This is a genomic window from Protaetiibacter larvae (assembly GCF_008365275.1).
GTDB classification, from domain to species: Bacteria; Actinomycetota; Actinomycetes; order Actinomycetales; family Microbacteriaceae; genus Homoserinibacter; species Homoserinibacter larvae.
In genome coordinates this window covers 1,762,226-1,784,524 of the sequence record NZ_CP043504.1, presented here as the reverse complement: position 1 = coordinate 1,784,524, position 22,299 = coordinate 1,762,226, and the positions used below count along the sequence as shown (strand labels likewise).

Genomic DNA, 22,299 nt, shown 5'->3' with positions numbered 1-22,299 from the left:
TCCCCTACGGCGCGGGGGGCTGGTCCCCGTCGCGCTTGCGCAGGTAGCGCTCGAACTCCTCGGCGATCGCGTCGCCGGAGGCCTCGGGGGAGTCGACCGTGTCGCGCGCCTGCTCGAGCTGCTCGATGTAGGCCGACATGTCGTCGTCGTCGCTCGCGAGCGCGTCGATGCCCTTCTCCCAGGCCTCGGCGTCCTCCACGAGCGAACCGCGCTCGATGCGCACCTCGATGAACTCCTCGAGCTGCTCGATGAGCGCGAGGGTCGCCTTGGGGGACGGCGCGTTGTGCACGTAGTGCGGCACGGACGCCCAGACGGCGATCGTCGGGATCCCGGAGCGCTCCGCCGCATCCGCGAGCACCGAGATGATGCCGACGGGGCCCTCGTAGCTCGAGCGCTCGAGGGAGAACCGTTCGCGCACCGAGACGTTCTCGCTCGAGGCGAACACCGAGATCGGCCGGGTGTGCGGCACATCCGCGAGCATCGCGCCGATGAACACGATGCGCTCGATGCCGGCGACCGAGATGGCGTCGAGCACCTCCTCGGTGAAGGTCTTCCAACCGCGCGACGGCTCGGTGCCGAGCAGCACGTGGATGCCGGCACCGCGATCGACCGGGCCGGACAGCGTCACGCTCGGCCAGGAGATGAGGCGTTCGCCGTTGTCGTCGAAGCCGATGAGGGGACGGTTGAACTGGTAGTCGAAGTAGTCCTCGGGGTCCACCTCGACCATGGGGGCGAGCTCGAGCTGGTCACGCAGCGCCCTCACGGCGCTCGACGCCGCCTCGCCCGCATCGTTCCAGCCCTCGAAGGCGACGACGAGCGTCGAGCCGCCGTGGCCCCAGTCGTCCGAACCTTCCGTCACCGTTCCGCCTCTCCGCCCGCACGGGCGCTCACCTCAGGATAGGACCGCGCCCGTAGACTTGCCCGTCGTGAGCACGCCGATCCTTGAGCCGAGCCCCGCCCGAGTCGCCGCCGTGCTCTGGGACATGGACGGCACCCTCGTCGACACGGAGCCGTACTGGATGCGCGCCGAGGGCGAGCTCGTCACCTCCTGGGGCGGCACCTGGACGCACGCCGACGCGATCGGCCTCGTCGGGAACGGCCTGCACGCCTCGGCGGCCGTGCTGCAGTCGCACGGTGTGGGACTCTCGGCGGAGGAGATCATCACGATCCTCACCGACCGCGTGATGGATCAGATCGCCGAGCACGTGCCGTGGCGCCCGGGGGCGCGCGAACTGCTCGCCGAGGTGCGCGCCGCCGGCATCCCGACCGCCCTCGTCACGATGTCGGTGCGGCGGATGGCCGACCGCATCGAGGCGGCTCTCGAGCACGAGCTCGGCGGCCCCGCCTTCGACGCGATCGTCGCGGGCGACGAAGTCGAGCAGCCGAAGCCGTTCCCCGAGCCGTACCTGCGCGCCGCCGAGCTGCTCGGGGTGGATGCGGCCGACTGTGTCGCGATCGAGGACTCCGAGCCCGGCGTCGCCTCGGCGGTCGCCGCGGGCACGACGACCGTCGCGGTGCCCTTCCACGTGCCCCTCCCCGCCGACGAGGCCTACACGCTGCTGCCGAACGGACTCGACGGCGTCGGCCTCGCCGCGCTCGCGGCCGCGCACGCGACCCGGCTCGCGGACGGGGCGGTGCGATGAGCGCCTTCGCCGCGGGCGACCGCGTCCAGCTGACCGGCCCCAAGAACCGCTTGCACACCATCACGCTCGAGCCGGGCAAGGTCTTCCACACCCATCGCGGCATGCTCGCCCACGACACGCTCATCGGCCTGCCCGACGGCTCGGTCGTGGAGGCCAGCAACGGCGACGCCTACCTGGCGCTGCGTCCGCTGCTGTCCGATTTCGTGATGTCGATGCCGCGCGGCGCCGCGATCATCTACCCGAAGGATGCGGCGCAGATCCTCGGGATCGCCGACATCTTCCCCGGCGCGACGGTCGTCGAGGCGGGCGTCGGCTCGGGGGCGCTGTCGCTGTGGCTGCTGCGCGCCGTCGGCGACCAGGGACGTCTGCTGTCGTTCGAGCGCCGTGAGGAGTTCGCCGAGGTCGCGCGCAACAACGTCGCGGCGTTCCGGGGGAGTGCCCCCGCGAACTGGTCGATCGGCATCGGCGACCTCGCCGAGGTGCTGCCGACCGCGGTCGACGCCGGCACCGTCGACCGCGTCGTGCTCGACATGCTCGCCCCCTGGGAATGCCTCGACGCCGTCTCCGACGCGCTCGCGCCCGGCGGCGTGCTGGTCTGCTACGTCGCGACGGCGACCCAGCTTTCGCGGGTCGCGGAGGCGATCCGCGAGACGGGGCTGTACACCGAGCCGAGCTCGACCGAGACGCTCGTGCGCGGCTGGCACGTCGAGGGCCTCGCCGTCCGCCCGGATCACCGCATGGTCGCCCACACGGCGTTCCTCATCGCCGCACGCCGACTCGCCCCCGGTGCCGTGCTCCCGCGCCCGGTGCGCCGGGCCTCCAAGACCGAGTACGGCGACGAGGACGTCGAGCTGTGGACGCCGGGCGCACTCGGGGTGCGCGACAAGACCGACAAGCGCATCCGCCGGGTGGTGCGCGACGCGCAGCAACTCGCCGAGCGCACCACCGGCGGCACGGCCGGAACCCCCGCCGCGGAACAGTAGACTCGACTCGCCTCGTGCATCGTGGCGCGCTCGGTGCGCCCGCGCCAGGTCACGCACCCCCGTCAGGAAAGAAGGCTCCGTGCGCCGCATCCCCGCCCTCGTCAGTTCCGTCGCCCTCGTGACGGTGCTCGCCTCGGCACTGGTCGGCTGCTCGGCCCCCGGCGCGTCGAATTGCGACCCGCAGGTGGCGCCCGGCGACGCATCCGCCCTCATCTCGGCGTCGGGCGAGGTCGGATCCGCGAAGCCCACGATCGACGTGCCCGCCCCGATCGCCGTCACGACCCCCCAGCGCACCGTGCTCACCGAGGGTACGGGCGAGCCGACACCGCAGCGCGGCGTCGTGGACTTCGAGGCGAGCGTCATCGACGGCGCCTCCGGCACGGTGCTGCTGCAGACCAAGTACGACCCCAGCCAGCTCGCCGTGCGCGGCCTCGCCGGCGACGAGGGCGCCCTCTACGAGTCCCTCACCTGCGCGCGCGTCGGCGACCGGATCTCGATCGTGTCGCCCATGGGCGTCTCGGGCGTCGACACGAGCTCGGTCGGCGTCTCCGACCCGGACGCCACGATCGTCTTCGTGATCGACATCGTCGGCACCTTCCTCGGCAAGGCGAACGGCGTCAACCAGCTGCCGCAGGACGGCATGCCCAACGTCGTCACGGCACCCAACGGCACCCCCGGCATCACGGTCCCGGCGGGCGACGCACCGTCCTCGACCCGCATCGCGACGATCAAGGCCGGCAGCGGCCCCGCTCTCGGCGACGGCGACTACGCCGTCCTGCACGTGTCGATCTGGGTGTGGCCGAAGGACGGCGACCAGCTGCGCAGCACGAGCAGTACCTGGGACGGCGTGCCGCAGACGGTTCCCGTCGTGAACGACCCGAGCGGTCAGACCGGGGTAACGCCGGGCGTGTTCGATGCGCTCGTCGGCGCCAAGGTCGGCTCGCAGCTGCTCGCGGTCGTGGCCCCCGACGACTCCTACCGCGAAGGCGCCTGGCCGAGCGGAACCACGGCGGGCGACACCCTGATCTACGTCATCGACGTGCTCGGCATCCAGCGCACCGCTGACGCGAAGTAGGCCACGACGAGCCCGGAACCCGCACCCGCGCCGGTCCCCGTCGAGGATCGGCTGTTCAGCCTCGTGCTCGCCCTCGTGGCGACCGAGTCGGGGCTGACGAAGGCCGAGATCCTCTCGAGCGTGCGCGGCTACGCCCAGCGCTACACGCCGGGCGGCGACAACGCGAACCTCGAGCGGCAGTTCGAGCGGGACAAGGACGACATCCGCGAGCTCGGCGTGCCGCTCGAGACGATCGAGCCGCTCGGCGAGCCCGGCGACAACCACAACCTGCGCTACCGCATCCCCAAGGGCGCCTACGACCTGCCCGAGGACGTGCGATTCACGGGCGAGGAGATCGCGCTGCTCAACCTCGCCGCGATGGCCTGGCGGGAGGGTTCGCTCAACGCCGAGTCGCGGCGGGCGATCGTCAAGCTGCGCGCGCTCGGCATCGCCGCCGACGAGCCGGTGCTCGGCTACGCGCCCCGGCTGCGCCTGCGCGACCCCGCGTTCGAACCGCTCACCCAGGCGATCGACCGTCGGCAGCTCGTGCGCTTCGGATACCTCAAGCCGGGCGAGCCGCGCGCCCGCGAGCGCGAGGTGATCCCGCTGGCCCTCGTGCAGTACGACGGGCGGTGGCACCTGGCCGCCGAAGAGCTCGCCACGGGCGACGAGAAGACCTTCCTGCTGCGCCGGATCGTCGGCAAGGTCACGGCGGGCAAAGCCGCGCCCGAGCGCCCCGGCGACCACAAGGCGCGCGCCCTCGCCGAGCTGGAGGCGATCTGGGAGGCCGGCGTCGCCGAGATCGAGGTGCGCGCCGGATCGGATGCGGCCGTGCGACTCGCGCACCGCCGCGGCACCGAGGAGACGGCCCCCGGCATCCTGCGCGTGCATTTCGTGGACCTCGCGATCCTCGCCGACGAGCTTGCGGCGTTCGGACCCGAGGTGCTCGTGGTGTCCCCGCCCGCCCTGCGCGAGGCCGTCATCGCCCGACTGCGGCAGACGGTGGCCGATCATGGCTGACCGTCGGCATCGCGTCCCCTCTCGGGCGGTTCCCGCCCCCCAGGCGCGCGACAAGCTCGCCTTCCTGCTCGCCCTCGTCCCGTGGCTGCTCGAGCACGACCGGGTGAGCGTGCGGGAGGCCGCCGCGCACTTCGGGGTGACCGCCGAGGAGGTGCGCAGCTCGGTGTCGCTCATCGCCATGAGCGGCATCCCCGGCGACACCGCCTCCTACCAGCACGAAGACCTCTTCGACATCGACTGGGACGCCTTCCTCGACGACGACGAGATCGCCATCACGCAGCATGTCGGCATCGACGACGCCCCCCGCTTCTCGGCCCGAGAGGCGGCCGCGCTCATCGCGGGGCTGCAGTACCTGCAGGCCTTGCCCGAGAACGCCGACCGCGCGACCCTCCGCGGGCTCGTCGCGAAGCTCTCGCACGGGGCATCCGCCGAACCGAGCCAACTCGCGGTGGCGCACGGCGAGGGCGGCGACGTGCTCGCCCTCGTGCGACGCGCGGTCACCGAGGGGCGGCGGCTGCGCTTCGGCTACCTCAACTCGCGCGGCGAGCGCGAGGAGCGCGAGGTCGACCCGCTGCGCGTCGAATCGATCGACGCCGACTGGTACCTGCGCGGCTGGTGCCACCTGAGACGCGCGCTGCGCACCTTCCGCTTCGACCGGATGAGCGACCTCGTGCTCACGGAGCTGCCGATCGAGCACACGCCCGAGGAGGTGCGGCTGCCCGACACCCTCTTCGAGCCATCCGACGAGGACCTCGAGGTGACCATCGAGGCGGCCCCGGAGGTCATCGGGCTGCTCGCCGACTACATCCCCGACGGCGCGCTCACGAGCGAGGTGGGCGACCGCATCCGCACGACGCTGCGGGTCTCGCACTACCACGGGCTCAAGCGGCTCATCGCGGGACTGCCCGGCACGGTGCGCGTCGTCGCCCCGGAGCAGGCGCGGCGCGCGGTCGCGGAGTGGGCCGCCGCCGGTCTCGCGCGGTACGCGTAGACTGAGGCCACCTGCACGCATCACGACGGGACGGATCTCATGCCTTTCGGTAACGCATTCGGCTGGCCTCACCTGCTGATCATCCTCGTCGTCATCCTGCTGCTGTTCGGCGCCACGAAGCTTCCCGCGCTCGCCAAGGGCGTCGGCCAGTCGGTCAAGGTGTTCCGCAAGGAGATGAAGTCCGACGACGAGGCGGACGGCACCGCGACCTCGGAGGCCGCCTCCGGCGACACGACCCCGGCCGCATCCACGCCGGCGGACACGGCGAGCAAGCCCGCCGACAAGCCGTAGCCGCCGTGGCCGTCGGTTCGGCCCGGCGCGCGAGTCCCCGCAAGGGAAACCCCGAGCGGCGGATGTCGCTCGCGGAGCATCTCATCGAGTTGCGCAAGCGGCTCACGCGCGCCGCCATCGCGATCGTCGGCGGCGCCGTGATCGGCTGGGCGATCTACGACCTCGGCTGGCTCGGCAATCTGCTCGAGCCCGTCATCCCGGGCGCGGCCAAGGCGCTCGAGGGCCGCGGCACCTGGGGCGCGATCAGCGACCCCGTGCTGCGGATCGCCGCGGCGAAGGGCGCGGACCCCGACAAGGTGGCGCTCAACTTCACCAACATCACGGGCGCGTTCGACATGCAGCTGCAGGTGGCGCTCGTCGCGGGCATCGTGATCTCGAGCCCCGTCTGGCTCTACCAGCTCTTCGCCTACTTCGTACCGGGACTCACCACGCGCGAGAAGCGCTACACCTTCGGCTTCTTCTTCACCGCGGTGCCGCTGTTCCTCGCCGGGTGCGCGGCCGGGTGGTTCGTGCTGCCGCACATCGTGGAGATCATGTTCACCCTCGTGCCCCCCGGTGCCACCACCTACTACGAGGCGAAGACCTATCTCGATTTCGTGCTCAAGCTCGTGCTCGCCACGGGTGTCGCGTTCGTGCTGCCGGTGTTCCTCGTGCTGTTGAACTTCGCGGGCGTGCTGCAGGGGCAGACGATCCTCAAAGGCTGGCGCTGGGCCATCCTGGCCATCACGCTGTTCACGGCCATCGCGACACCCGCCGCCGACGTCATCTCGATGTTCCTGCTCGCCATCCCGATGGTGGCGCTGTACTTCGCCGCGGTCGGCATCTCGGTCTGGCACGACCGCTCGGTCGCGCGCCGCAGCGCGGCGTTCGAGGCGAGCCTCAGCGGCGCATGACCCCGCCCGAGGAGGCGGTGCTCTCGCCCGCCGAGCGCTACGCGGCATCCCGCGCCCGCAGTCGGACCCCCGAGGTCGAGAGATTCCGCGCCCGACTCCCCGTGGAGCTCGACGACTTCCAGCTCGAGGCGTGTCGCGTGCTCGAGGAGGGGCGCTCGGTGCTCGTCGCAGCCCCGACCGGCGCCGGCAAGACCGTCGTGGCCGAGTTCGCGGTGCACCTGGCCCTCGCCGATCCGCGCGCGAAGGTGTTCTACACGACGCCCATCAAGGCGCTCAGCAACCAGAAGTACGCCGAGCTCGCCGCCCAGCACGGCGCCGCGCAGGTGGGTCTGCTCACGGGGGACACCAACATCAACTCCACGGCCCGCGTCGTCGTCATGACGACCGAGGTGCTGCGCAACATGCTCTACGCCGAGTCCGATCTGCTGCGCGACCTGGCCTATGTCGTCATGGACGAGGTGCACTACCTCGCCGACCGCTTCCGCGGGGCCGTCTGGGAGGAGGTCATCATCCACCTGCCCCGGCCGGTGCGGATGGTGTCGCTCTCGGCGACGGTGTCGAACGCCGAGGAGTTCGGCGACTGGCTGCAGGCGGTGCGCGGCGACACCGACGTCATCGTCTCGGAACGCCGTCCCGTGCCGCTCGAGCAGCACGTGCTCATGCGCGGCAAGCTCGTGGAGCTGTTCGACTCCTCCGGATCCGAGGATGTGCGTCGAGTGAACCCCGACCTCGTGCAGATGGCGCGCTACGGCGGTCGCACGATGGGGTCCCGGCAGATGCGCGATGTGGGCCGGTACCACTCGAAGGGCGGCCGTCCGCAGGAGGAGCGCATCGGGCGCGCCGAGGTCGTGCAACTGCTCGACGGCAAGCACCTGCTCCCGGCGATCTTCTTCGTGTTCAGCCGGGTCGGCTGCGAGCAGGCCGTGCAGCAGGTGCTGCGCTCCGAGGTGCGGCTCACCGAGCGCTGGGAGCGCGAGGAGATCCGGCATCTCGTCGAGGAGCGCTGCGCGGGACTGCGCGACGAGGACCTCGGGGTGCTCGGCTACTTCGCGTGGCTCGACGGGCTCGAGCGCGGTGTCGCCGCGCATCACGCGGGCCTCATCCCGACCTTCAAGGAGGTGGTGGAGGAGCTGTTCCAGCGCAAGCTCGTGAAGGTCGTGTTCGCGACGGAGACGCTCGCGCTCGGCGTCAACATGCCCGCGCGCACGGTCGTGCTCGAGAAGCTCGAGAAGTTCAACGGCGAGGCACGCGTGCCGATCACGCCGGGGGAGTACACCCAGCTCACCGGGCGCGCGGGGCGCCGCGGAATCGACGTCGAAGGCCATTCGGTGATCCAGTGGGCCTCGGGCCTCGACCCGCAGGCGGTCGCCTCGCTCGCCTCGCGCCGCAGCTACCCGCTCAATTCGAGCTTCCGGCCCACCTACAACATGGCGGTCAACCTCATCGAGCAGTTCGGCCGGGATCGCACGCGCGAGATCCTCGAGAGCTCCTTCGCGCAGTTCCAGGCCGACCGCGCGGTCGTGGGGCTGGCCCGCAAGATCCGGGAACAGGAGAAGTCGCTCGCCGGATACGCCGAGGCGATGCGCTGCCACCTGGGCGACTTCGCCGAGTACGCCGGCATCCGCCGCGAGCTGAGCGACCTCGAACGCAAGCAGGCCCGCGCCCAGGAGGGCTCGCGCTCGGAGCGCGACCGCCGTCAGCGGCGGATCGACGAGCTGCGGCGGCGCATGAAGCAGCACGCCTGCCATTCCTGCAACGATCGCGAGGCCCACGCCCGCTGGGCGGAGCGCTGGTGGCAGCTCAAGCGCGAGAACGACAAGCTCGCCGGACAGGTGCGGGGCCGCACGGGGGCGGTCGCCCAGGTGTTCGACCGGATCACCGAGCTGCTGCTGGAGCTCGGCTACCTCGAACGCGACGCCGACGGGCAGCTCGTCGTGGCGGTATCCGGCCGGCAGCTGCGCCGGATCTACGGGGAACGCGATCTGCTCGTCGCCGAGTCGCTGCGCCACGGCATCTGGGACGGCGTGGACGCCCCGACCCTCGCGGCGCTCGCAAGCAGTCTCGTGTACGAACCGCGGCGCGAGGACGGCGGCATCGAGCGGGGCGTCCCGCGCGGCCGATTCCGGGACGCCTTCGTGGCCACCGAGGAGCTGTGGGCGCGGCTCTCCGGCTATGAGGAGGACCGGCAGCTGCCCGAGACGGGCCCGCTCTCGGCCGCCCTCGCACTCGCCACCTTCCGATGGGCGCAGGGGGCGCGGCTCGACTCGGTGCTGCGCGATACCGATCTCGCGGCGGGCGACTTCGTGCGCTGGATGAAACAGGTGATCGACCTGCTCGACCAGCTCTCGATCGTGGCCGACGGCGAACTCGGCCGCACGGCGCGCACCGCCATCGACGGCGTGCGGCGCGGGATCGTCGCCTACTCGAGCGTCGGCTGAGCGCGCCCGTTTCGCAACTCAGGCGGAAATGCGTGGAACCGGGCCGTTTCTCGTGGATCGGCCGTATCTCCTGAGTTGCGGAATCGGGGTGGGGCTGCGGACCGGACAGAAGGAGGACGACGGCGCGCATCCGCAGCAGGCGCACAGGACGGCGGCCCTAGGCTGAATGCTCGATGCCCCTCGTCGCGTCCGCACCCGAGACCGCCCGGCCGTTCGTGCCGTGGTGGAGCGCCGTGCTGCTCGCCGCCGCGGCCGGACCCATCACCGACGCGGCATTCCCGGACCTGGGCTGGTGGCCCCTCGCCTTCCTCGGCATCGCGCTCGTGCTCGTCGCCGCGCACGGCCGACGCGCGGGCGCCGGCTTCGTGGTGGGCTTCGTCTTCGGGCTCAGCTTCTACCTCATCCACATCCCCTGGATGACCGAGTTCCTCGGGCCGGATGAGCTCTGGATCGTGCGTGCCGTGCCGTGGTTCGCCCTGTGCGTCGTAATGGCGCTCTGGTGCGGCCTCGGGACCATGCTCATCGCGATCGCCACCCGCGTCGTCCCACGGGCCGTGCGCGGTCCGCTCGGGCAGCTGCTGTTCGTGCCCCTCGTGGTCGCGGGGCTCTGGACGGGACGCGAGGCGATCGCGAGCATCTGGCCGTACGGCGGCTTCGCCTGGGGGCGGATCGCGGAATCCCAATCCGACAGCCCCATCACCCCGCTGTTCGCCTGGCTCGGGATCTCGGGCGTCGGCTTCCTCATGGTGTTCCTCGTCGCGGTGGCCGTCGCCGCGGTGCGCGTCGCGACCGTGCCGGTGCTGCTGCGCGCCCTGCTCGTGACCGCGATCGCGGCGACCCTCGTCGCATTCCCCTCCTTCCCGGTGACCACCGAGGGGAGCCTCCGGGTGGGGGCGGTGCAGGGCAACGGCAAGACCGGCTACTTCGACCCGCCCGAGCACGCGGGCGACAACCTGCTGGCCCAGTACGCGGCCACCGAGCCGCTCTTCGGCGAGGACCTCGACCTCGTGGTGTGGCCGGAGGGCGGATCCGACCTCGACCCGCTGCGGGTTCCCGGCGCGGCGCGCGTGTTCGACTCGGTCGCCGTGAACACCGGGGCGACCTTCGTCGGCTGGTCGATCACGAAGCACGGCGAGCAGTACTTCAACACCTCGCTGCTGTGGCGCCCGGGGGACGGGGCGGTCGACCGCTACGACAAGCGTCACCCCGTGCCGTTCGGCGAGTACGTGCCCGATCGCGCCGTGTGGCGACAGTTCGCCCCCGAGCTCATCGACCTCATCCAGCGCGAGTACACGCCGGGCACGACGGACGCGGTGATGGACGTCGGGCGCGACGGCCACTCGGTCCCTGCCGGGTTCGCGATCTGCTTCGACATCGTCGACGACGCGCTCATGCGCGAAGGCGTGGAGGAGGGCGGGCAGCTCGTGCTCGCGCAGACCAACAACGCCGACTTCGGATTCACCGACGAGAACGTGCAGCAGCTCGCGATCGCGCGCATCCGGGCGGTCGAGCTCGGGCGCACCGTCGTGAACATCTCGACCGTCGGCACGAGTGCGATCGTGCTGCCGGACGGCACGGTCCAGGATCGACTGCCGCGGTTCACCCCTGCCGCGATGGTCGCGGAGGTGCCCCTCTCGACGACGACGACCCCCGCGGTCGTGATCGGCCGGGGGGTCGAGTGGGGGGTCGTGGCGATCGCCCTGGGCGCCCTCATCGGGGCGGCCATCGGCGGTCGCGGACGCCGGGCGAGCGGCTGAGTCGCGCCCGGGGTCGAGCTCAGGCGCTCTTGCTGGCCTTCGCGGCGGCCTCGCCGCGGCGGGCGCGCAGGTAGCTGAGACGCTCCTCGAGGAGCTCCTCGAGCTCGGCGCGCGTGCGGCGCTCGAGCAGCATGTCCCAGTGGGTGCGCGGGGCCTTCGCCTCGACGGCCTCGCTCTCGACGAGCTCGCCGTCATCGCCCACGAGGCGACCCTCCTGGCCGGTGCGCGGGGACTCCCACGTCTCGGGCACCTCGGCCTCGGCGGCGAACACCACCTCGAAGGTGTTCCCCTCATCGGTGCGGTACACCGCACGCTTCCGGGGCGAGAACTCGACTCCCTCTTCGCTCTGCATGCTCTGAGCTCCGAGTCGCATTCCGCGCAAGCTGCGATCCGCCATCGTATGGCCTCCTTGTGCGCCGTGGGGTGGGTGAGCGCTTTTCGCGCTGAGGCGGGCGATCCGGTGGGATCGAGCTGCCGCCAGGGGTGACAACGTCTACCGTGGCGGATAGCTTCCGCGCGTGGCGCCGTTCTCAGGCCTTTCCCAGCGTCCTCGACCCGGATTGGGAGGGGATGGGGGACAGGCGCGAGGGGTGCGCCGACTCAGCGCTCGTGCCGAGCGGCCACGATCGGCACCGCCAGATCGGCGCGATCGGTGACGATTCCGTCGACCCCGGCGTCCAGAAGCCGCACCATCTCGGCCGGGTCGTTGACGGTCCAGATGTGCACCTCGACGCCGACCGCGTGGAAGCTGCGGATGGATCGCGCGGTGACCACCGAGAGCCCGGCGGCCCGGGTCGGCAGTTGCACGGCGTGCACGCCCGACAGCACGCGCGCGAGCGCACCGACCGCCCCGGCTCGTGCGGCGAGCACGGCGGGCAGCGCACCGCTCGCCGAGATCGAGGTCGCGACCCCCGGGAGCTCGCGCACGACGGCACGCCGCCGCGAGGTCGAGAAAGAGCCGATCAGCACGCGGTCGCTCGCCTTCGCGGCCCGGATCGCCTGGATCGTGCCGGGGATCGCGTCGGCGGACTTCACGTCGATGTTGAAGCGCGTCTCGGGAAAGGCATCGAGCGCCTCGGCGAGCGTCGGGAAGCCCTGACCCTCGCCGAGCGGGATGCGGGCGAGCTCGGCGGCGGTCAGCTGCCCGACCTTCACCTCGCGCCCCGCCACCCGACTGAGGTCGGGGTCGTGACTGATCACCGCGACGCCGTCGGCCGAGCCGTGCACGTCCGTCTCGAGGTGCGTCGCGCCCGCCGCGATCGCGTGAGCGAAGGCCAGCAGGGTATTCTCGGGCGCCTCGAGCGCGAGCCCGCGATGGGCGAGCACCCGCGGGGGAGCGGGGGACAGATAGGCGGGCGAGGCGCCGTCAGCCGCGCGGCGCGGCATCCGTGGAGCCGGGAGGCGTCGCCGCGGCGCGCGGTGCGAAGAAGCCCTCGCCGATGCCCTTGAGGGCCTCGGTGAGCTCGCTCGGGATGATCCAGAGCTTGTTGGCGTCGCCCTCGGCGAGCTTCGGCAGCGTCTGCAGGTACTGGTAGGCCAGCAGCTTGCTGTCGGGGTCGCCTTCGTGGATGGCGCCGAACACGGTCTGGATGGCCTCCGCCTCGCCCTTGGCCCGCAGCACCGCCGCCTGGGCGTCGCCTTCGGCCTGCAGGATGGCGGCCTGCCGGTGCCCCTCGGCCTCGAGGATCGCCGACTGCTTGGTGCCCTCCGCGGTGAGGATCACCGCGCGACGGTCGCGCTCGGCGCGCATCTGCTTCTCCATCGAGTCCTGGATGGAGTGCGGCGGGTCGATCGCCTTGAGCTCGACGCGACCCACGCGGATGCCCCACTTGCCGGTGGCCTCGTCGAGCACGACGCGCAGCTGCCCGTTGATGTTGTCGCGGCTCGTGAGCGCCTCTTCGAGGTTGAGTCCGCCGACCACGTTGCGGAGCGTGGTCGTCGTGAGCTGCTCGACGGCGGCCAGGTAGTTGGCGATCTCGTACGTCGCGGCGCGCGCGTCGACCACCTGGAAGTAGACGACCGTGTCGATCGAGACCACGAGGTTGTCCTCGGTGATGACCGGCTGCGGAGGGAACGACACCACCTGCTCGCGCATGTCGACGAGCGGCCGGAGCCGGTCGATGATCGGCACCAGGATGTTGAGGCCCGGTTGCAGCGTCTTGTGGTAGCGACCGAGCCGTTCGACGACGCCCGAGTAGGCCTGGGGCACGATGCGGATGGCGCGGATGAGGATCGTGAGGACGAACACCACGATGATGACGACGAGCGCCACCACGAGGATCGTGCCGAGGATCTCGCCGTCGTTCATTCGGTCTCGCTTTCTGCGGGGACGACGACGGCGGTCGCGCCGTCGATGGTGGTGACGACGACACGGGTGCCCTCGCCGAGATCGAGGCCGGACGCGCCGGCGGGCACCCGCGCCGTCCAGGTCTCGCCGTTGGCGAGCTTCACCTGGCCGGCGCCGTCGCGGAAGTCGACGACCACCGTGCCGCTCAGCCCGTGCAGGGCGTCGACGTTGGAGGGCGTCGGATCGCCGCCCTTGCGCAGCGCGTGCAACAGCGGAGGTCGCACGAACAGCACGAGCACGAGCGCCAGCACCGCGGCGATGATGAGCTGCAGCCACCACGGGGCGCCCACGAGGCCCGCGACGAGCCCCCCGACGGATCCCAGGGCGAGCATGAGGAAGGTGAATTCGAGCGTGTTCACCTCGATGATGATGAAGACCAGCACCAATGCCAGCCACACCACCCACGCCCAGCTGCTGATCACATCGGGTTCCATGGCGGCATCCCTTCACGACGTCGTCCTCCTGAAACTAGCACCGGGAGCGGATGCCGGTGGGGATCACGCCGATGGGTAGGGTGTGAATCGTGAACGACCAGCTTCCCTCCGACTCGTTGCGCGGTGTGCGCGCCCTCATCACCGGCTCCTCGCGCGGCATCGGCGCCGACACCGCGGGCTATCTCGCGGCCGCAGGGGCGAAGGTCGTCATCAACTACCGCAACAAGGAGGCCCGGGCGCTCAAGATCGTCGCGGGCATCGAGGAGCAGGGGGGAGAGGCCCTCGCGATCGGCGCGGACCTCACCGACCCGGCATCCGTCGCCGCCATGTTCGCCACGGTGCGGGAGGCGTGGGGGGGGCTCGACCTGCTCGTGCTGAATGCCTCCGGCGGCATGGAATCGGGACTGGGTGACGATTACGCCATGCGTCTCAACCGCGACGCCCAGGTGAACGTGCTGGACGCCGCGCTCCCGCTGCTCGGCGCGGGCTCGCGCGTCGTGTTCGTGACGAGCCACCAGGCGCACTTCATCGCGACGGTTCCCACCATGCCGGAGTACGAGCCGGTGGCCCGCAGCAAGCGCGCGGGGGAGGACGCGCTGCGTGCACGCATCCCGGAGCTCGAGGCGGCGGGCGTGAGCTTCGTCGTGGTCTCGGGCGACATGATCGAGGGCACCATCACTGCGACGCTGCTGGAGCGGTCGAACCCGGGCGCGATCGCCACCCGCCGCGAGTCCGCCGGGCGGCTCTACAACGTGTCGGAGTTCGCGGCGGAGGTCGCCCGCGCGGCCGTCGAGGACATCCCTGCCGACCACACCCGCTATGTGGGCGACGTGAGCGACTTCACCGCGCAGGCCTGAGCGGGCGTCTGGGCATGGTCAGTGCACATCGGCACCGCCTGGTGTCCCGGGTCCTCCTGTTCGACCGCGACGACCGCGTGCTGCTGTTCCTCACCACAGCACCCGACAGCTCCGGTGTCGCGCGCTGGCTGACTCCCGGCGGGGGAGTGGATGAGGGTGAGACCTTCGCGGAGGCCGCCCGCCGCGAGCTCTACGAGGAGACCGGGCTGGAGGTCGAGAGCCTCGGAGCGCCCGTGTGGGCGCACGACTACGACGTCGAGTGGGACTCCGCCGACCACGACTCCGGGCACGCCGAGTTCTTCAGCCAGGTGACCGACCGCTTCGAACCGTCGAACGCCCACTGGACCGACGAGGAGCGCGTCGACGTGCTCGAGCATCGTTGGTGGAGCCTCGGGGAGCTGCTCGCCGAGCGCCCCCGTTTCGAGCCGACCGAGCTCATCGAGCTCATCCGCCGCCAACTGCCGTCCTGCACCGCCTGATCCGGGCGATCCACCGCCTCACGCCGAGCACCGAGGAGTCTTCGTGACCGAGTCCCGCGCCGAACTCGAGCAGCTGCTCGAGCAGATCGAGCATGAAGAGCGCACCCTCTGGTTCGACGGCTTCGGTCATGACGAGGCCTGGAAGCTCGGCCGCACCATCCGCCGCCTGGCGCGCGAGCGGGAGCTCGGGGTGGCGATCCAGGTCCGGCTCGGCGAGCAGCTGGTGTTCCACTCGGCGCTGCCCGGGTCGACCGCCGACAACGACGACTGGATCGCCCGCAAGATCCGCACGACCTCGCGGTTCGCGACGAGCAGCCTCGCCATCCGGGTGCGCCACGATCTGAACGGCGGATTCGGCTGGCTCGACCCCGCGCTCTACGCGATCTCCGGGGGATGCGTTCCGCTGCGCGTGGCGGGGGCGATCGTCGGCACGGCGACCGTCTCGGGCCTTGCCGACGCGAAGGACCACGCACTCGTCATCGAGGCCGTCACCTCGCTCCAGGGCTGAGCGCCGCGCGCCGCTGAGCGCACTTCGGGGGACAAATCCGCGCCGAGCGGGCCGGTACGTCACCCGAACGCGGGATACCGGGGGACTACACACGGGGCCACTCTGTTTGCTATGAGCCTGCCCGAGCTCGACCCCGCGTTTCTGACGCAACTCGCCATCACAGCGGGTCTGGCGGTCGCGGGGCTGCTCGCTCTCTGGCTCGTCGTGCGCTCTGCCGTCCTCAGCGCGCTGACCGCCGATCAGCGTCGCCGTGCGGCCGCGTCATCGCCGGGGGAGTCCACGCAGCGGCGGGGCGGGAAGCGCGGGTCCCGTGCATCGCTCGCGACCCCGCCGGACGCCGACGAGAACGTCGCCCCGCCGGCCGTCGCCGAACCGATCGCGCAGGAGCCGCCCACGGCGGCGGCCACTCAGGCCGCCCAGTTCTTGAGCCCCGCGGCCGCGGTGACCGCGTTCCCGCAGGCCGCGCTCGCGCCCGTCGGCGCCAGCCCGACCTCGACCAACCCCTACGCGACACCGGCCATGCAGTACCCGGGCCACCTGCCGCGTCCCGCCACCGTGGCGCCGGCGTACCCGAGCGTTCCTCCGCCTCACCCGGGGCCGCCGGCGCTTCTTCCTCAGATCCCCGCCCCGCAGGATCCCGCTCAGCTGCAGCAGGCGCCTCAGCTGCCCGTCACGCCGCCGCCCGTCACGCCGCCGCTCATCCCGCCCCAGTCCGCCGAGCCGCAACTGGTCACCCCCTACGCCGTGCCGGACGCGCGGCGGGCCGGCCGTCACTTCTGAGCCGTCGACGACTCCATTGAGGGGTCGTGAATCACTCTGATAATCACGGTTATGTCAGCCTGAGTATCGCTCACCCCTGACCTTTGGGGCGGTGATGCCCCGTGGCTGATGAGGTTCGCGGCGGGGTCGCTGACCGGCTGAGGGCGATGCTGAGTGACGCGGCTGCAGCTTCGGTGCAGCGGTTCGAGGCGAGCTTCGACTGGTACGCCGCATCGATCGATGAGAATCCGCTGGTGGTGATCGAGTCGCTGGCGGGGTGGCTCGGTGCGGACTATCGGCGCTCACGCGGTCTGCACGGGTACACGGCTGGCGCGGAGATTGTGCGTGATGGGAACGTGATCGCGCGGGTTGTCTACGGCGGCAACGAAGAGGCCTGGCCGCACGCGTGGGCGTCCGGCGAAGATACTCCCCCGTTCGTGGCCGCGGTGCGGGCCTTGTGGCCGGATCATGGGGTGACGCGTGTCGATGCGGCCTACGACTTCAAGACCGGCGCGCCGTGGCAGCGGCTGTACGACATGTGCGTGAACGTCGCGGACCACCTGCCGAACGGCGACCGGCGCGGCCGGCCACTGAAGCTCGCGACCATCGGTGACTGGCTGCGCGAGGCGGAGGGACACCCGGACGGTCGCACCCTGTACATCGGCTCGATGAAGTCGCCAGTTCTCGCGCGGCTCTACGAGAAGGGCAAGCAGCTGCGGAAGGCGTTCCCCGATCAGGCGGACAAGTACAACCCGGGCTGGGTGCGTCTGGAGTTGCAGGTGCGACCTCAGAAGCAGGCCCGCTACGATGTCGCCCGCCTCTCCCCCGAAGAGGTGTGGGGCACGGCGTTGTGGGCGAAGCAGCTGCACGCGGACGTGTTCGCCTCCGACTTGTCGCAAGTCGGCATGGGCCACAATCGCCCGCGTGATGATGAGCGGGCCTGGTCGTTCTTCCTGCGGCAGTACGGGAAGATGCTCACTCGTCGTTTCGAAACAGAAGTGGCCCGCCTTGAAAGGGCGGGCCACGTGGTCGCGACCGCTGAGGATCGCGACCTGATCTGGCGTCAGATCGGCTCGGACATCGGGCGCGCGCTCGGCTGATCAGCGGTCGCCGCGACCTCGGCCACGAAGATGAGGGCGGCAAGCTGGCGTTCGATGATGCGCAGGTCGAGGGTGCGTTCAGCTGCGACGCGACGCGGCTCGGTGGCGAGTCTGAGCGCGTGACGTTCGATGGTGCGGATCGCCATCATGGCGCGGTCACGATGCTCAGCGGCCACTGGAATACACCTGCCCGAGGTACGTGGCGAAGCGCTGAAGCTCAGCGCCGGTGAACGACAGATACCGTGCCCCTCCCCCGCTGCGGTCGATCACCCGCCAGAACGGCATGATCTCCAGCGCGTCGGATGCGGCCTCGAGAACCCGCGTCCCGTCCCCCTCGGGAATCTCGTACAGCCCTGAGAGGTGTCGGACGCAGTTCATCCAGGTGATCGCGGGCCGCTGGTAGAGGGGCACGTAGAGCGGCGCGTCGGTCGTGGCGGCGAAGTGATCGAGCACGTCCGCGATGATCGCGGCATCGGCATCGGGCAGCTTCACCGCGGTGGCGGTGGTGCGGGCGTGCACCTTCAGGGTGCGGCGGATCGAGCGCGAGATGCGCTTGGCGTGGTGTTGCATTGTTCCTCCTACGAACGGGGTGAGAGTCAAGAGCAGCAGTCGGGCTCGGTGTCGAGGGCCGGATCGGTCGGGATCGCGTCGAAGTCGATGGGCACGGGTAGCCCGTAGTCGGGGCGGCTCATCGTGCGGCCTCGCGCTCGGCGCGGGTGAGTGCCGCATTCCATTCGCCCAGGTCGGCGGCGCCGATGAAGATCGTCGCGTTCCCGATGTGCACCCGGTAGTAGGGGGTGGCGACGTCGACGCGCTCGAACTTGGGCGCACCATGGGCGTGGATGCTGGTGTAGATGGTCGTCTCGTTCATGATGATCCTTTCTGTTGGGGATGCTGATGAAGTGCTGGCATCGCCAGATGCCGGTGCTTCATCGGGATACCCGCCCGGATGCACGGAACGGAGAACGGGTCAAGGGGGCGCGCAGCGCATCGCGTAGCGACGCGGAGCGGTCACGCCCCTCCCCCACGACTTCACCCGCACAGGAACGGAGTTCCTTCCCGCACCATCTCCGGAGCGACGGGCGTGGCCGTGGAGCGCCCTTGACGCGGGCGCAGTGCAGTGCAACCTCGTGCCCTTGGGCACGACCACGCTCAGGTGAGAATCGCTCTCGTTAGGTGATCGCTCGACCCCCGTGCTGTAACACGGGGGTATAAATTGCAACTCCCGTTCCTAATCAGCCCCCTACGGTTGATGTGGGCTCCCTCACGGCTGGGTGGTAGGCCGCTCGGCGCTGCCGCCGCTCGCGTTGTTGCGCGCCCGCGGAAGGTGAGGCTTTAACACGCTGTAGCGGTTGGCCGCAAGCCCCTGGTTTGCGCACTTCGGGGGGTAGGCGCGGCTGTTGCGGCGGTATCGGCTGGGGGTACGGGCAACAAGGCCCGTTCATCCAGGAGGTCCCTATGGCATTGAGCAAGAAGCGCCGCCCCGTCGTCCTGATCACCGGTCGGGTGATCGCGCGGGAGCCGAAGCAGCGGTACGTGGCCGACAAGCCGACCGGTGAGGTCGAGCGGTACGACGTGACGCTGTTCCAGACGGCGCACGCGACCCCGGACGTGCGGTTCCCGCTCGCGTCGGGCCTGCGCATCCCGGAGGAGGGCGAGCAGGTGGTCCTGATCGCGGACTGCGGCGAGTCGGACGAGTGGGGCGCGAACTTCCGCGCGGTGCGCTACGCGACCCCGGACGACATCGATTCCGCTGCCGCGCTGCTCGTGCGCGAGCCGGTCGCTGCGAAGTAGTCGGCCATGTCCTTCGTTGAGGTGCATGTCGATCTTCTCCGGCTCGCCGCGTTCATGGCGGGCTGGGCGGTCGCGATGCTCTCGACGCTCGTCGTCGCGAAGGTGCTGTGACCTTGGGCGACTTCATCTACCTCTGGATCGCGCTCCATGGCGCGATCCTCCTCGTCGCCGTAGCGCGGCGAGTGTTCGCGACCATGACGGGCCAGTAGTGGACGCCGCCATGACCGCGGTCGGGGAAGCCGCCATGTGGGGTGTCGGCGTCGGGCTTCTGTTCGGTGCCGTCGTCCTGCTCATCGGCAGACGAGGGAGGTGAATATGGAAGAGCCCACGACTACGGGCATCTGGACTGCGTTCGGCAGCATCGTGACCGACATCACGGCTGCGATCCCGCAGGCCATCGAGACGTTCTGGCCGGTGCTGGGAGCCCTCGCCGTCCTCGGCATCGGCCTCGGCATCGCGCGCAAGTTCGGCGTCCGCCGCTGAGCGGCACGAGCCCCCGCATCGGCATGGTGCGGGGGCTCACTCCATCCACCTTGACAACCGGAGTCCACCCCATGATCACGATTGCAGCACTTCTGCTGGCTGGCGCAGTGAGCGGCGGCCTCCCAGCGGAGGGCGTTCCGCCTTCTGCTATGACTAGCTGCGCCGAGCCCGCGCCGGTAGGCGGCTGGGATACGCGCGACTTCGTCGTGTCCGGTACTTCGGCAACGGATCCGACGCCGGTTCGGCTTCGCAACGCACGTCTGGCGGAACCATGCTGGCAACCCATTGCGGGGACTTCGGAGTCACTGCTTTACGTGCCGATCAAGGTCACAGATCTGTCGGTGCCGAAACTCGATGCGGATGAGGACGGCGAAGACGACGGCGGGCCCGAGGATGCCGCACCCATCTGGGGGTCGACGTGTATCACGGTCGGCGGGAACGTCACGTGCGTGACGATCCTTGAAGACTCGTTCACCCAGGAGTGGCGTCCGAGTTCGACTTGGCACGCGTACCGCTACGTCTGCTTGTCGGTCTCGGGAACAACGAGCTCGAGCTACTGGCTGTGGATTGACTCTCCCGCTCGTCCCGTGAACGCGACGAGCATGAGCCCGGATGCGGGAGCGGCGCGCTTCAGCAACGGTTGGAACGATGCGCTGATCCATGCTTACAGCGGCCCGGTCGGCGGAGCGGGCGGTGCATATACTCCGGGCAGCACTCACGCCTGCCCGTCCGGTACGACACACTGGTTCCGGCTTGATGCAGCGCACTCGTCGGGCACGATGCCGGGATTCCCGTCGCGACTGCTGGGTATCGGTCTGCAATACCAGAGCGGCGTCACGTCGTGGGCAGAGCGTCCATCGGAGTACGAGCTGGGGACGGGTTATTTCGGCGGGACGCAGGAAGCGCAGTTCGTCGCTGGCGCGGGCGCGTCCATGGTGCGGTCCGGGGAGAACACGATCATCCGGTGCTCGGAGACGTACACGGGCGAGCCGACGATCACCTACGAGTGGGACTCGTCGCTGCGGTGGGTGGCAGGGAGCTTCTGGGCGCCGGCAGGGCAGGAGGGGCCACCAAAGTTGGTCGACGGAGACGCGCAGTCGTGGACGGCGATAGGCGACGTTGGTATAAGCGACGCGACCTTCACGTCATCGGATTGCCCATACCTGGTTGAGATCGAGTTCTGGGTGTGCGCGTACACCGGCCACTCCCCCGATGACTACGGCTGTGGGCAAGACACCTGGTCAGCTGATCGATTCCGGCAGCACAGTGGCTATGCGAACCCTGACGCCGGTGCGACGGAAACGATCTGTCGGCTCTACCCGGATGACCCTCAGTGTTACGCGCTACTGAACCCGCCCTACGTGGACGGCACAGATTGGGATCAAGTCTGCGGGGCCGGATTCCCGGCGCTCACTTGGGGCGATTACACGTGGCTTCCGGCAGTGATCGGACACCTAGCCGAATGCCTATTCGTGCCGGCAAATGGATTTGACCGGCACCATGTGATCCAGTCTGCGGTGTCGACGTCGGCGGTTGGCGACCTTCAAGCGCTCATAACAGCCGGTGCGGATGCGTTCACCTACTCACCGGGGTGTGGCGTGCTCGTCGGGGACGCACTCGGGGGTGACGGCGAGAACATCAATACGTGCGAGTGGTCGTCGTGGGCGGCAGGTGCGAAGCAAGTCATCACGCTGCTGCTTCTCGCGGGGTTCGCACTCTGGGCGCTGAACTTCATCATCGACATGGTGACCGGCATCCCCAACCGCACGACGCCGAGCCCGACAGGGGGTAAGTCGTGATCACCCAGTACCTGCTCGACTTCGTCTCCGTGATGGTGGGTGGCCTGGTTTCGCTGATCCCGCCACTGCCGTCCGGGTCGACGGAAATGATGAGCGGGCTGACAGACGGTATCGCTCGGTTCATGGAGACAGCGGCCTACCTGGCACCCATCGTGCCCTATGAGGTGTTCCCGACGATCACCACCTACTGGCTTGCGCTCGTGGGAGTGTGGGGCGCGTACCTGGTCCTGCGGTTCGTGCTCTGGGCGGCGAACCGATGAGCGCGGTCACGATCCTCGACGGCGTGCCGGTCGTGGGAGTTACGGGCGTGAACGGGTGTGGAAAGACGCTCCTTGCGGTATCGGCTGCCGTCGCCGCGCTTCGGTCGGGGCGACCGGTGTTTAGCACCGTCCCGGTGCTGGATGCTGCGACCGGGCGGCGGTCGGCGCCGATCACCTCGCTCGGTCAGCTGCTTCGCATCCGGGGCTCGCTCATCCTGCTCGATGAGGTCACGACGATCCTCCCCGGTGGCAATGCGGCTCCGTTGCCGTCAGAGATTCGGGTGATGCTGGGCACGCTTCGACATGCGGGGAACACCGTGATCTGGACAGCGCCCGCGTGGATGCGGGCGCACGTCGAGCTGCGGGAGGTCACGCAGGCATCGGCGGCGCTCTTCCCGATGCTGTCGCG

At 70.2% G+C, this 22,299-nt stretch carries 26 protein-coding genes and 1 pseudogene; 19 read left to right on the top strand and 8 right to left on the bottom strand.

Annotated features, from left to right (window positions below; translation table 11 throughout):
• Positions 1-4 precede the first annotated feature (4 nt).
• Positions 5-859 (bottom strand): proteasome assembly chaperone family protein, encoded by an 855-nt coding sequence (locus FLP23_RS08455; protein WP_149325450.1) that lies wholly within the window; start codon positions 857-859, stop codon positions 5-7.
• A 67-nt stretch (positions 860-926) separates the two neighbouring features.
• On the opposite strand from FLP23_RS08455, the gene FLP23_RS08450 reads away from it, so the two are divergent.
• The 9 genes from FLP23_RS08450 to lnt all read left to right on the top strand — a co-directional run bounded on the left by FLP23_RS08450 (position 927) and on the right by lnt (position 11,070).
• Entirely contained in the window at positions 927-1,643 is a 717-nt protein-coding gene (locus tag FLP23_RS08450; RefSeq protein ID WP_281290297.1) for an HAD family hydrolase, read from the top strand.
• Positions 1,640-2,626 carry a tRNA (adenine-N1)-methyltransferase gene (locus FLP23_RS08445; protein ID WP_149325449.1) on the top strand — a complete coding sequence of 329 codons (987 nt, stop codon included), beginning with the start codon at positions 1,640-1,642 and terminating at the stop codon, positions 2,624-2,626. Before FLP23_RS08450 ends, FLP23_RS08445 begins: the two co-directional genes overlap by 4 nt.
• Before the next feature lie 79 nt (positions 2,627-2,705).
• A complete protein-coding gene (locus tag FLP23_RS08440) occupies positions 2,706-3,701 on the top strand; it encodes an FKBP-type peptidyl-prolyl cis-trans isomerase (RefSeq protein ID WP_149325448.1) in 996 nt (331 codons plus the stop codon).
• A gap of 63 nt (positions 3,702-3,764) precedes the next feature.
• On the top strand, positions 3,765-4,700 hold the full coding sequence (locus tag FLP23_RS08435) for a helix-turn-helix transcriptional regulator (RefSeq protein ID WP_246139943.1): 936 nt from the start codon (positions 3,765-3,767) through the stop codon (positions 4,698-4,700).
• Complete coding sequence (locus FLP23_RS08430; RefSeq protein WP_149325446.1) at positions 4,693-5,691, top strand: helix-turn-helix transcriptional regulator; 999 nt, start codon at positions 4,693-4,695, stop codon at positions 5,689-5,691. The genes FLP23_RS08435 and FLP23_RS08430 overlap by 8 nt, the downstream gene beginning before the upstream one ends.
• 39 nt (positions 5,692-5,730) lie before the next feature.
• Complete coding sequence (gene tatA / locus FLP23_RS08425; RefSeq protein ID WP_149325445.1) at positions 5,731-5,982, top strand: twin-arginine translocase TatA/TatE family subunit; 252 nt, start codon at positions 5,731-5,733, stop codon at positions 5,980-5,982.
• Positions 5,983-5,987: 5 nt separating this feature from the next.
• Entirely contained in the window at positions 5,988-6,875 is an 888-nt protein-coding gene (gene tatC / locus FLP23_RS08420; RefSeq protein WP_425468241.1) for a twin-arginine translocase subunit TatC, read from the top strand.
• Positions 6,872-9,313: a DEAD/DEAH box helicase gene (locus tag FLP23_RS08415; protein ID WP_149325444.1), complete on the top strand. Its 2,442-nt coding sequence runs from the start codon at positions 6,872-6,874 to the stop codon at positions 9,311-9,313. Before tatC ends, FLP23_RS08415 begins: the two co-directional genes overlap by 4 nt.
• A 173-nt stretch (positions 9,314-9,486) precedes the next feature.
• Entirely contained in the window at positions 9,487-11,070 is a 1,584-nt protein-coding gene (lnt, locus tag FLP23_RS08410; protein WP_149325443.1) for an apolipoprotein N-acyltransferase, read from the top strand.
• A 19-nt stretch (positions 11,071-11,089) separates the two neighbouring features.
• Here lnt and FLP23_RS08405 read toward each other — a convergent pair whose 3' ends face one another.
• The 4 genes from FLP23_RS08405 to FLP23_RS08390 form a co-directional block, all read right to left on the bottom strand.
• The gene (locus FLP23_RS08405; RefSeq protein ID WP_149325442.1) at positions 11,090-11,467 is read right to left on the bottom strand and encodes an RNA polymerase-binding protein RbpA; all 378 of its coding nucleotides are present in this window, start codon (positions 11,465-11,467) and stop codon (positions 11,090-11,092) included.
• 203 nt (positions 11,468-11,670) lie between these two features.
• Positions 11,671-12,456 (bottom strand): glycerophosphodiester phosphodiesterase family protein, encoded by a 786-nt coding sequence (locus FLP23_RS08400; protein WP_149325441.1) that lies wholly within the window; start codon positions 12,454-12,456, stop codon positions 11,671-11,673.
• Positions 12,437-13,378 carry an SPFH domain-containing protein gene (locus FLP23_RS08395; RefSeq protein ID WP_149325440.1) on the bottom strand — a complete coding sequence of 314 codons (942 nt, stop codon included), beginning with the start codon at positions 13,376-13,378 and terminating at the stop codon, positions 12,437-12,439. Before FLP23_RS08395 ends, FLP23_RS08400 begins: the two co-directional genes overlap by 20 nt.
• Entirely contained in the window at positions 13,375-13,851 is a 477-nt protein-coding gene (locus tag FLP23_RS08390; protein WP_149325439.1) for an NfeD family protein, read from the bottom strand. Before FLP23_RS08390 ends, FLP23_RS08395 begins: the two co-directional genes overlap by 4 nt.
• An 89-nt stretch (positions 13,852-13,940) precedes the next feature.
• Between FLP23_RS08390 and FLP23_RS08385 the strand changes: the two genes are divergently transcribed.
• The 5 genes from FLP23_RS08385 to FLP23_RS08365 all read left to right on the top strand — a co-directional run bounded on the left by FLP23_RS08385 (position 13,941) and on the right by FLP23_RS08365 (position 17,554).
• A complete protein-coding gene (locus FLP23_RS08385; protein ID WP_149325438.1) occupies positions 13,941-14,708 on the top strand; it encodes an SDR family oxidoreductase in 768 nt (255 codons plus the stop codon).
• A 41-nt stretch (positions 14,709-14,749) separates the two neighbouring features.
• Positions 14,750-15,187 (top strand): NUDIX hydrolase, encoded by a 438-nt coding sequence (locus tag FLP23_RS08380; protein WP_246139942.1) that lies wholly within the window; start codon positions 14,750-14,752, stop codon positions 15,185-15,187.
• 43 nt (positions 15,188-15,230) lie between these two features.
• A complete protein-coding gene (locus FLP23_RS08375) occupies positions 15,231-15,695 on the top strand; it encodes a heme-degrading domain-containing protein (RefSeq protein WP_149325436.1) in 465 nt (154 codons plus the stop codon).
• Between the two features lie 111 nt (positions 15,696-15,806).
• Positions 15,807-16,475 (top strand): hypothetical protein, encoded by a 669-nt coding sequence (locus FLP23_RS08370; RefSeq protein WP_149325435.1) that lies wholly within the window; start codon positions 15,807-15,809, stop codon positions 16,473-16,475.
• 101 nt (positions 16,476-16,576) lie between these two features.
• On the top strand, positions 16,577-17,554 hold the full coding sequence (locus FLP23_RS08365; RefSeq protein ID WP_149325434.1) for a replication initiation factor domain-containing protein: 978 nt from the start codon (positions 16,577-16,579) through the stop codon (positions 17,552-17,554).
• On the opposite strand, the gene FLP23_RS08360 is transcribed toward FLP23_RS08365, so the two are convergent.
• The 3 genes from FLP23_RS08360 to FLP23_RS08350 all read right to left on the bottom strand — a co-directional run bounded on the left by FLP23_RS08360 (position 17,518) and on the right by FLP23_RS08350 (position 18,425).
• Positions 17,518-17,730 carry a hypothetical protein gene (locus FLP23_RS08360; RefSeq protein ID WP_149325433.1) on the bottom strand — a complete coding sequence of 71 codons (213 nt, stop codon included), beginning with the start codon at positions 17,728-17,730 and terminating at the stop codon, positions 17,518-17,520. The two genes, FLP23_RS08365 and FLP23_RS08360, sit on opposite strands and share 37 nt — an antisense overlap.
• Positions 17,720-18,124 (bottom strand): hypothetical protein, encoded by a 405-nt coding sequence (locus FLP23_RS08355; protein ID WP_149325432.1) that lies wholly within the window; start codon positions 18,122-18,124, stop codon positions 17,720-17,722. Before FLP23_RS08355 ends, FLP23_RS08360 begins: the two co-directional genes overlap by 11 nt.
• 118 nt (positions 18,125-18,242) lie before the next feature.
• Positions 18,243-18,425 (bottom strand): hypothetical protein, encoded by a 183-nt coding sequence (locus FLP23_RS08350; protein ID WP_149325431.1) that lies wholly within the window; start codon positions 18,423-18,425, stop codon positions 18,243-18,245.
• A 587-nt stretch (positions 18,426-19,012) separates the two neighbouring features.
• Here FLP23_RS08350 and FLP23_RS08345 point away from each other — a divergent pair.
• The 5 genes and pseudogenes from FLP23_RS08345 to FLP23_RS12610 all read left to right on the top strand — a co-directional run.
• The gene (locus tag FLP23_RS08345) at positions 19,013-19,348 is read left to right on the top strand and encodes a hypothetical protein (RefSeq protein WP_149325430.1); all 336 of its coding nucleotides are present in this window, start codon (positions 19,013-19,015) and stop codon (positions 19,346-19,348) included.
• A 315-nt stretch (positions 19,349-19,663) separates the two neighbouring features.
• A complete protein-coding gene (locus FLP23_RS12260; RefSeq protein WP_168200410.1) occupies positions 19,664-19,831 on the top strand; it encodes a hypothetical protein in 168 nt (55 codons plus the stop codon).
• A gap of 314 nt (positions 19,832-20,145) precedes the next feature.
• Positions 20,146-21,630 (top strand): hypothetical protein, encoded by a 1,485-nt coding sequence (locus FLP23_RS08340; protein ID WP_149325429.1) that lies wholly within the window; start codon positions 20,146-20,148, stop codon positions 21,628-21,630.
• Entirely contained in the window at positions 21,627-21,890 is a 264-nt protein-coding gene (locus FLP23_RS08335) for a hypothetical protein (protein WP_149325428.1), read from the top strand. Before FLP23_RS08340 ends, FLP23_RS08335 begins: the two co-directional genes overlap by 4 nt.
• Positions 21,887-22,255: pseudogene (locus FLP23_RS12610) on the top strand (hypothetical protein); the annotation flags it as partial. The gene FLP23_RS08335 and the pseudogene FLP23_RS12610, both read left to right, overlap by 4 nt.
• Positions 22,256-22,299 lie beyond the last annotated feature (44 nt).

Bases quoted from the DNA above. Each gene is read 5' to 3' on its own strand.
- FLP23_RS08445 (WP_149325449.1), top strand. From the start codon at position 1,640: ATGAGCGCCTTCGCCGCGGGCGACCGCGTCCAGCTGACCGGCCCCAAG.
- FLP23_RS08430 (WP_149325446.1), top strand. From the start codon at position 4,693: ATGGCTGACCGTCGGCATCGCGTCCCCTCTCGGGCGGTTCCCGCCCCC.
- tatA (WP_149325445.1), top strand. From the start codon at position 5,731: ATGCCTTTCGGTAACGCATTCGGCTGGCCTCACCTGCTGATCATCCTC.
- FLP23_RS08415 (WP_149325444.1), top strand. From the start codon at position 6,872: ATGACCCCGCCCGAGGAGGCGGTGCTCTCGCCCGCCGAGCGCTACGCG.
- lnt (WP_149325443.1), top strand. From the start codon at position 9,487: ATGCCCCTCGTCGCGTCCGCACCCGAGACCGCCCGGCCGTTCGTGCCG.
- FLP23_RS08405 (WP_149325442.1), bottom strand. From the start codon at position 11,467: ATGGCGGATCGCAGCTTGCGCGGAATGCGACTCGGAGCTCAGAGCATG.
- FLP23_RS08400 (WP_149325441.1), bottom strand. From the start codon at position 12,456: ATGCCGCGCCGCGCGGCTGACGGCGCCTCGCCCGCCTATCTGTCCCCC.
- FLP23_RS08395 (WP_149325440.1), bottom strand. From the start codon at position 13,378: ATGAACGACGGCGAGATCCTCGGCACGATCCTCGTGGTGGCGCTCGTC.
- FLP23_RS08390 (WP_149325439.1), bottom strand. From the start codon at position 13,851: ATGGAACCCGATGTGATCAGCAGCTGGGCGTGGGTGGTGTGGCTGGCA.
- FLP23_RS08370 (WP_149325435.1), top strand. From the start codon at position 15,807: ATGAGCCTGCCCGAGCTCGACCCCGCGTTTCTGACGCAACTCGCCATC.
- FLP23_RS08355 (WP_149325432.1), bottom strand. From the start codon at position 18,124: ATGCAACACCACGCCAAGCGCATCTCGCGCTCGATCCGCCGCACCCTG.
- FLP23_RS08350 (WP_149325431.1), bottom strand. From the start codon at position 18,425: ATGAACGAGACGACCATCTACACCAGCATCCACGCCCATGGTGCGCCC.
- FLP23_RS08345 (WP_149325430.1), top strand. From the start codon at position 19,013: ATGGCATTGAGCAAGAAGCGCCGCCCCGTCGTCCTGATCACCGGTCGG.
- FLP23_RS12260 (WP_168200410.1), top strand. From the start codon at position 19,664: ATGGAAGAGCCCACGACTACGGGCATCTGGACTGCGTTCGGCAGCATC.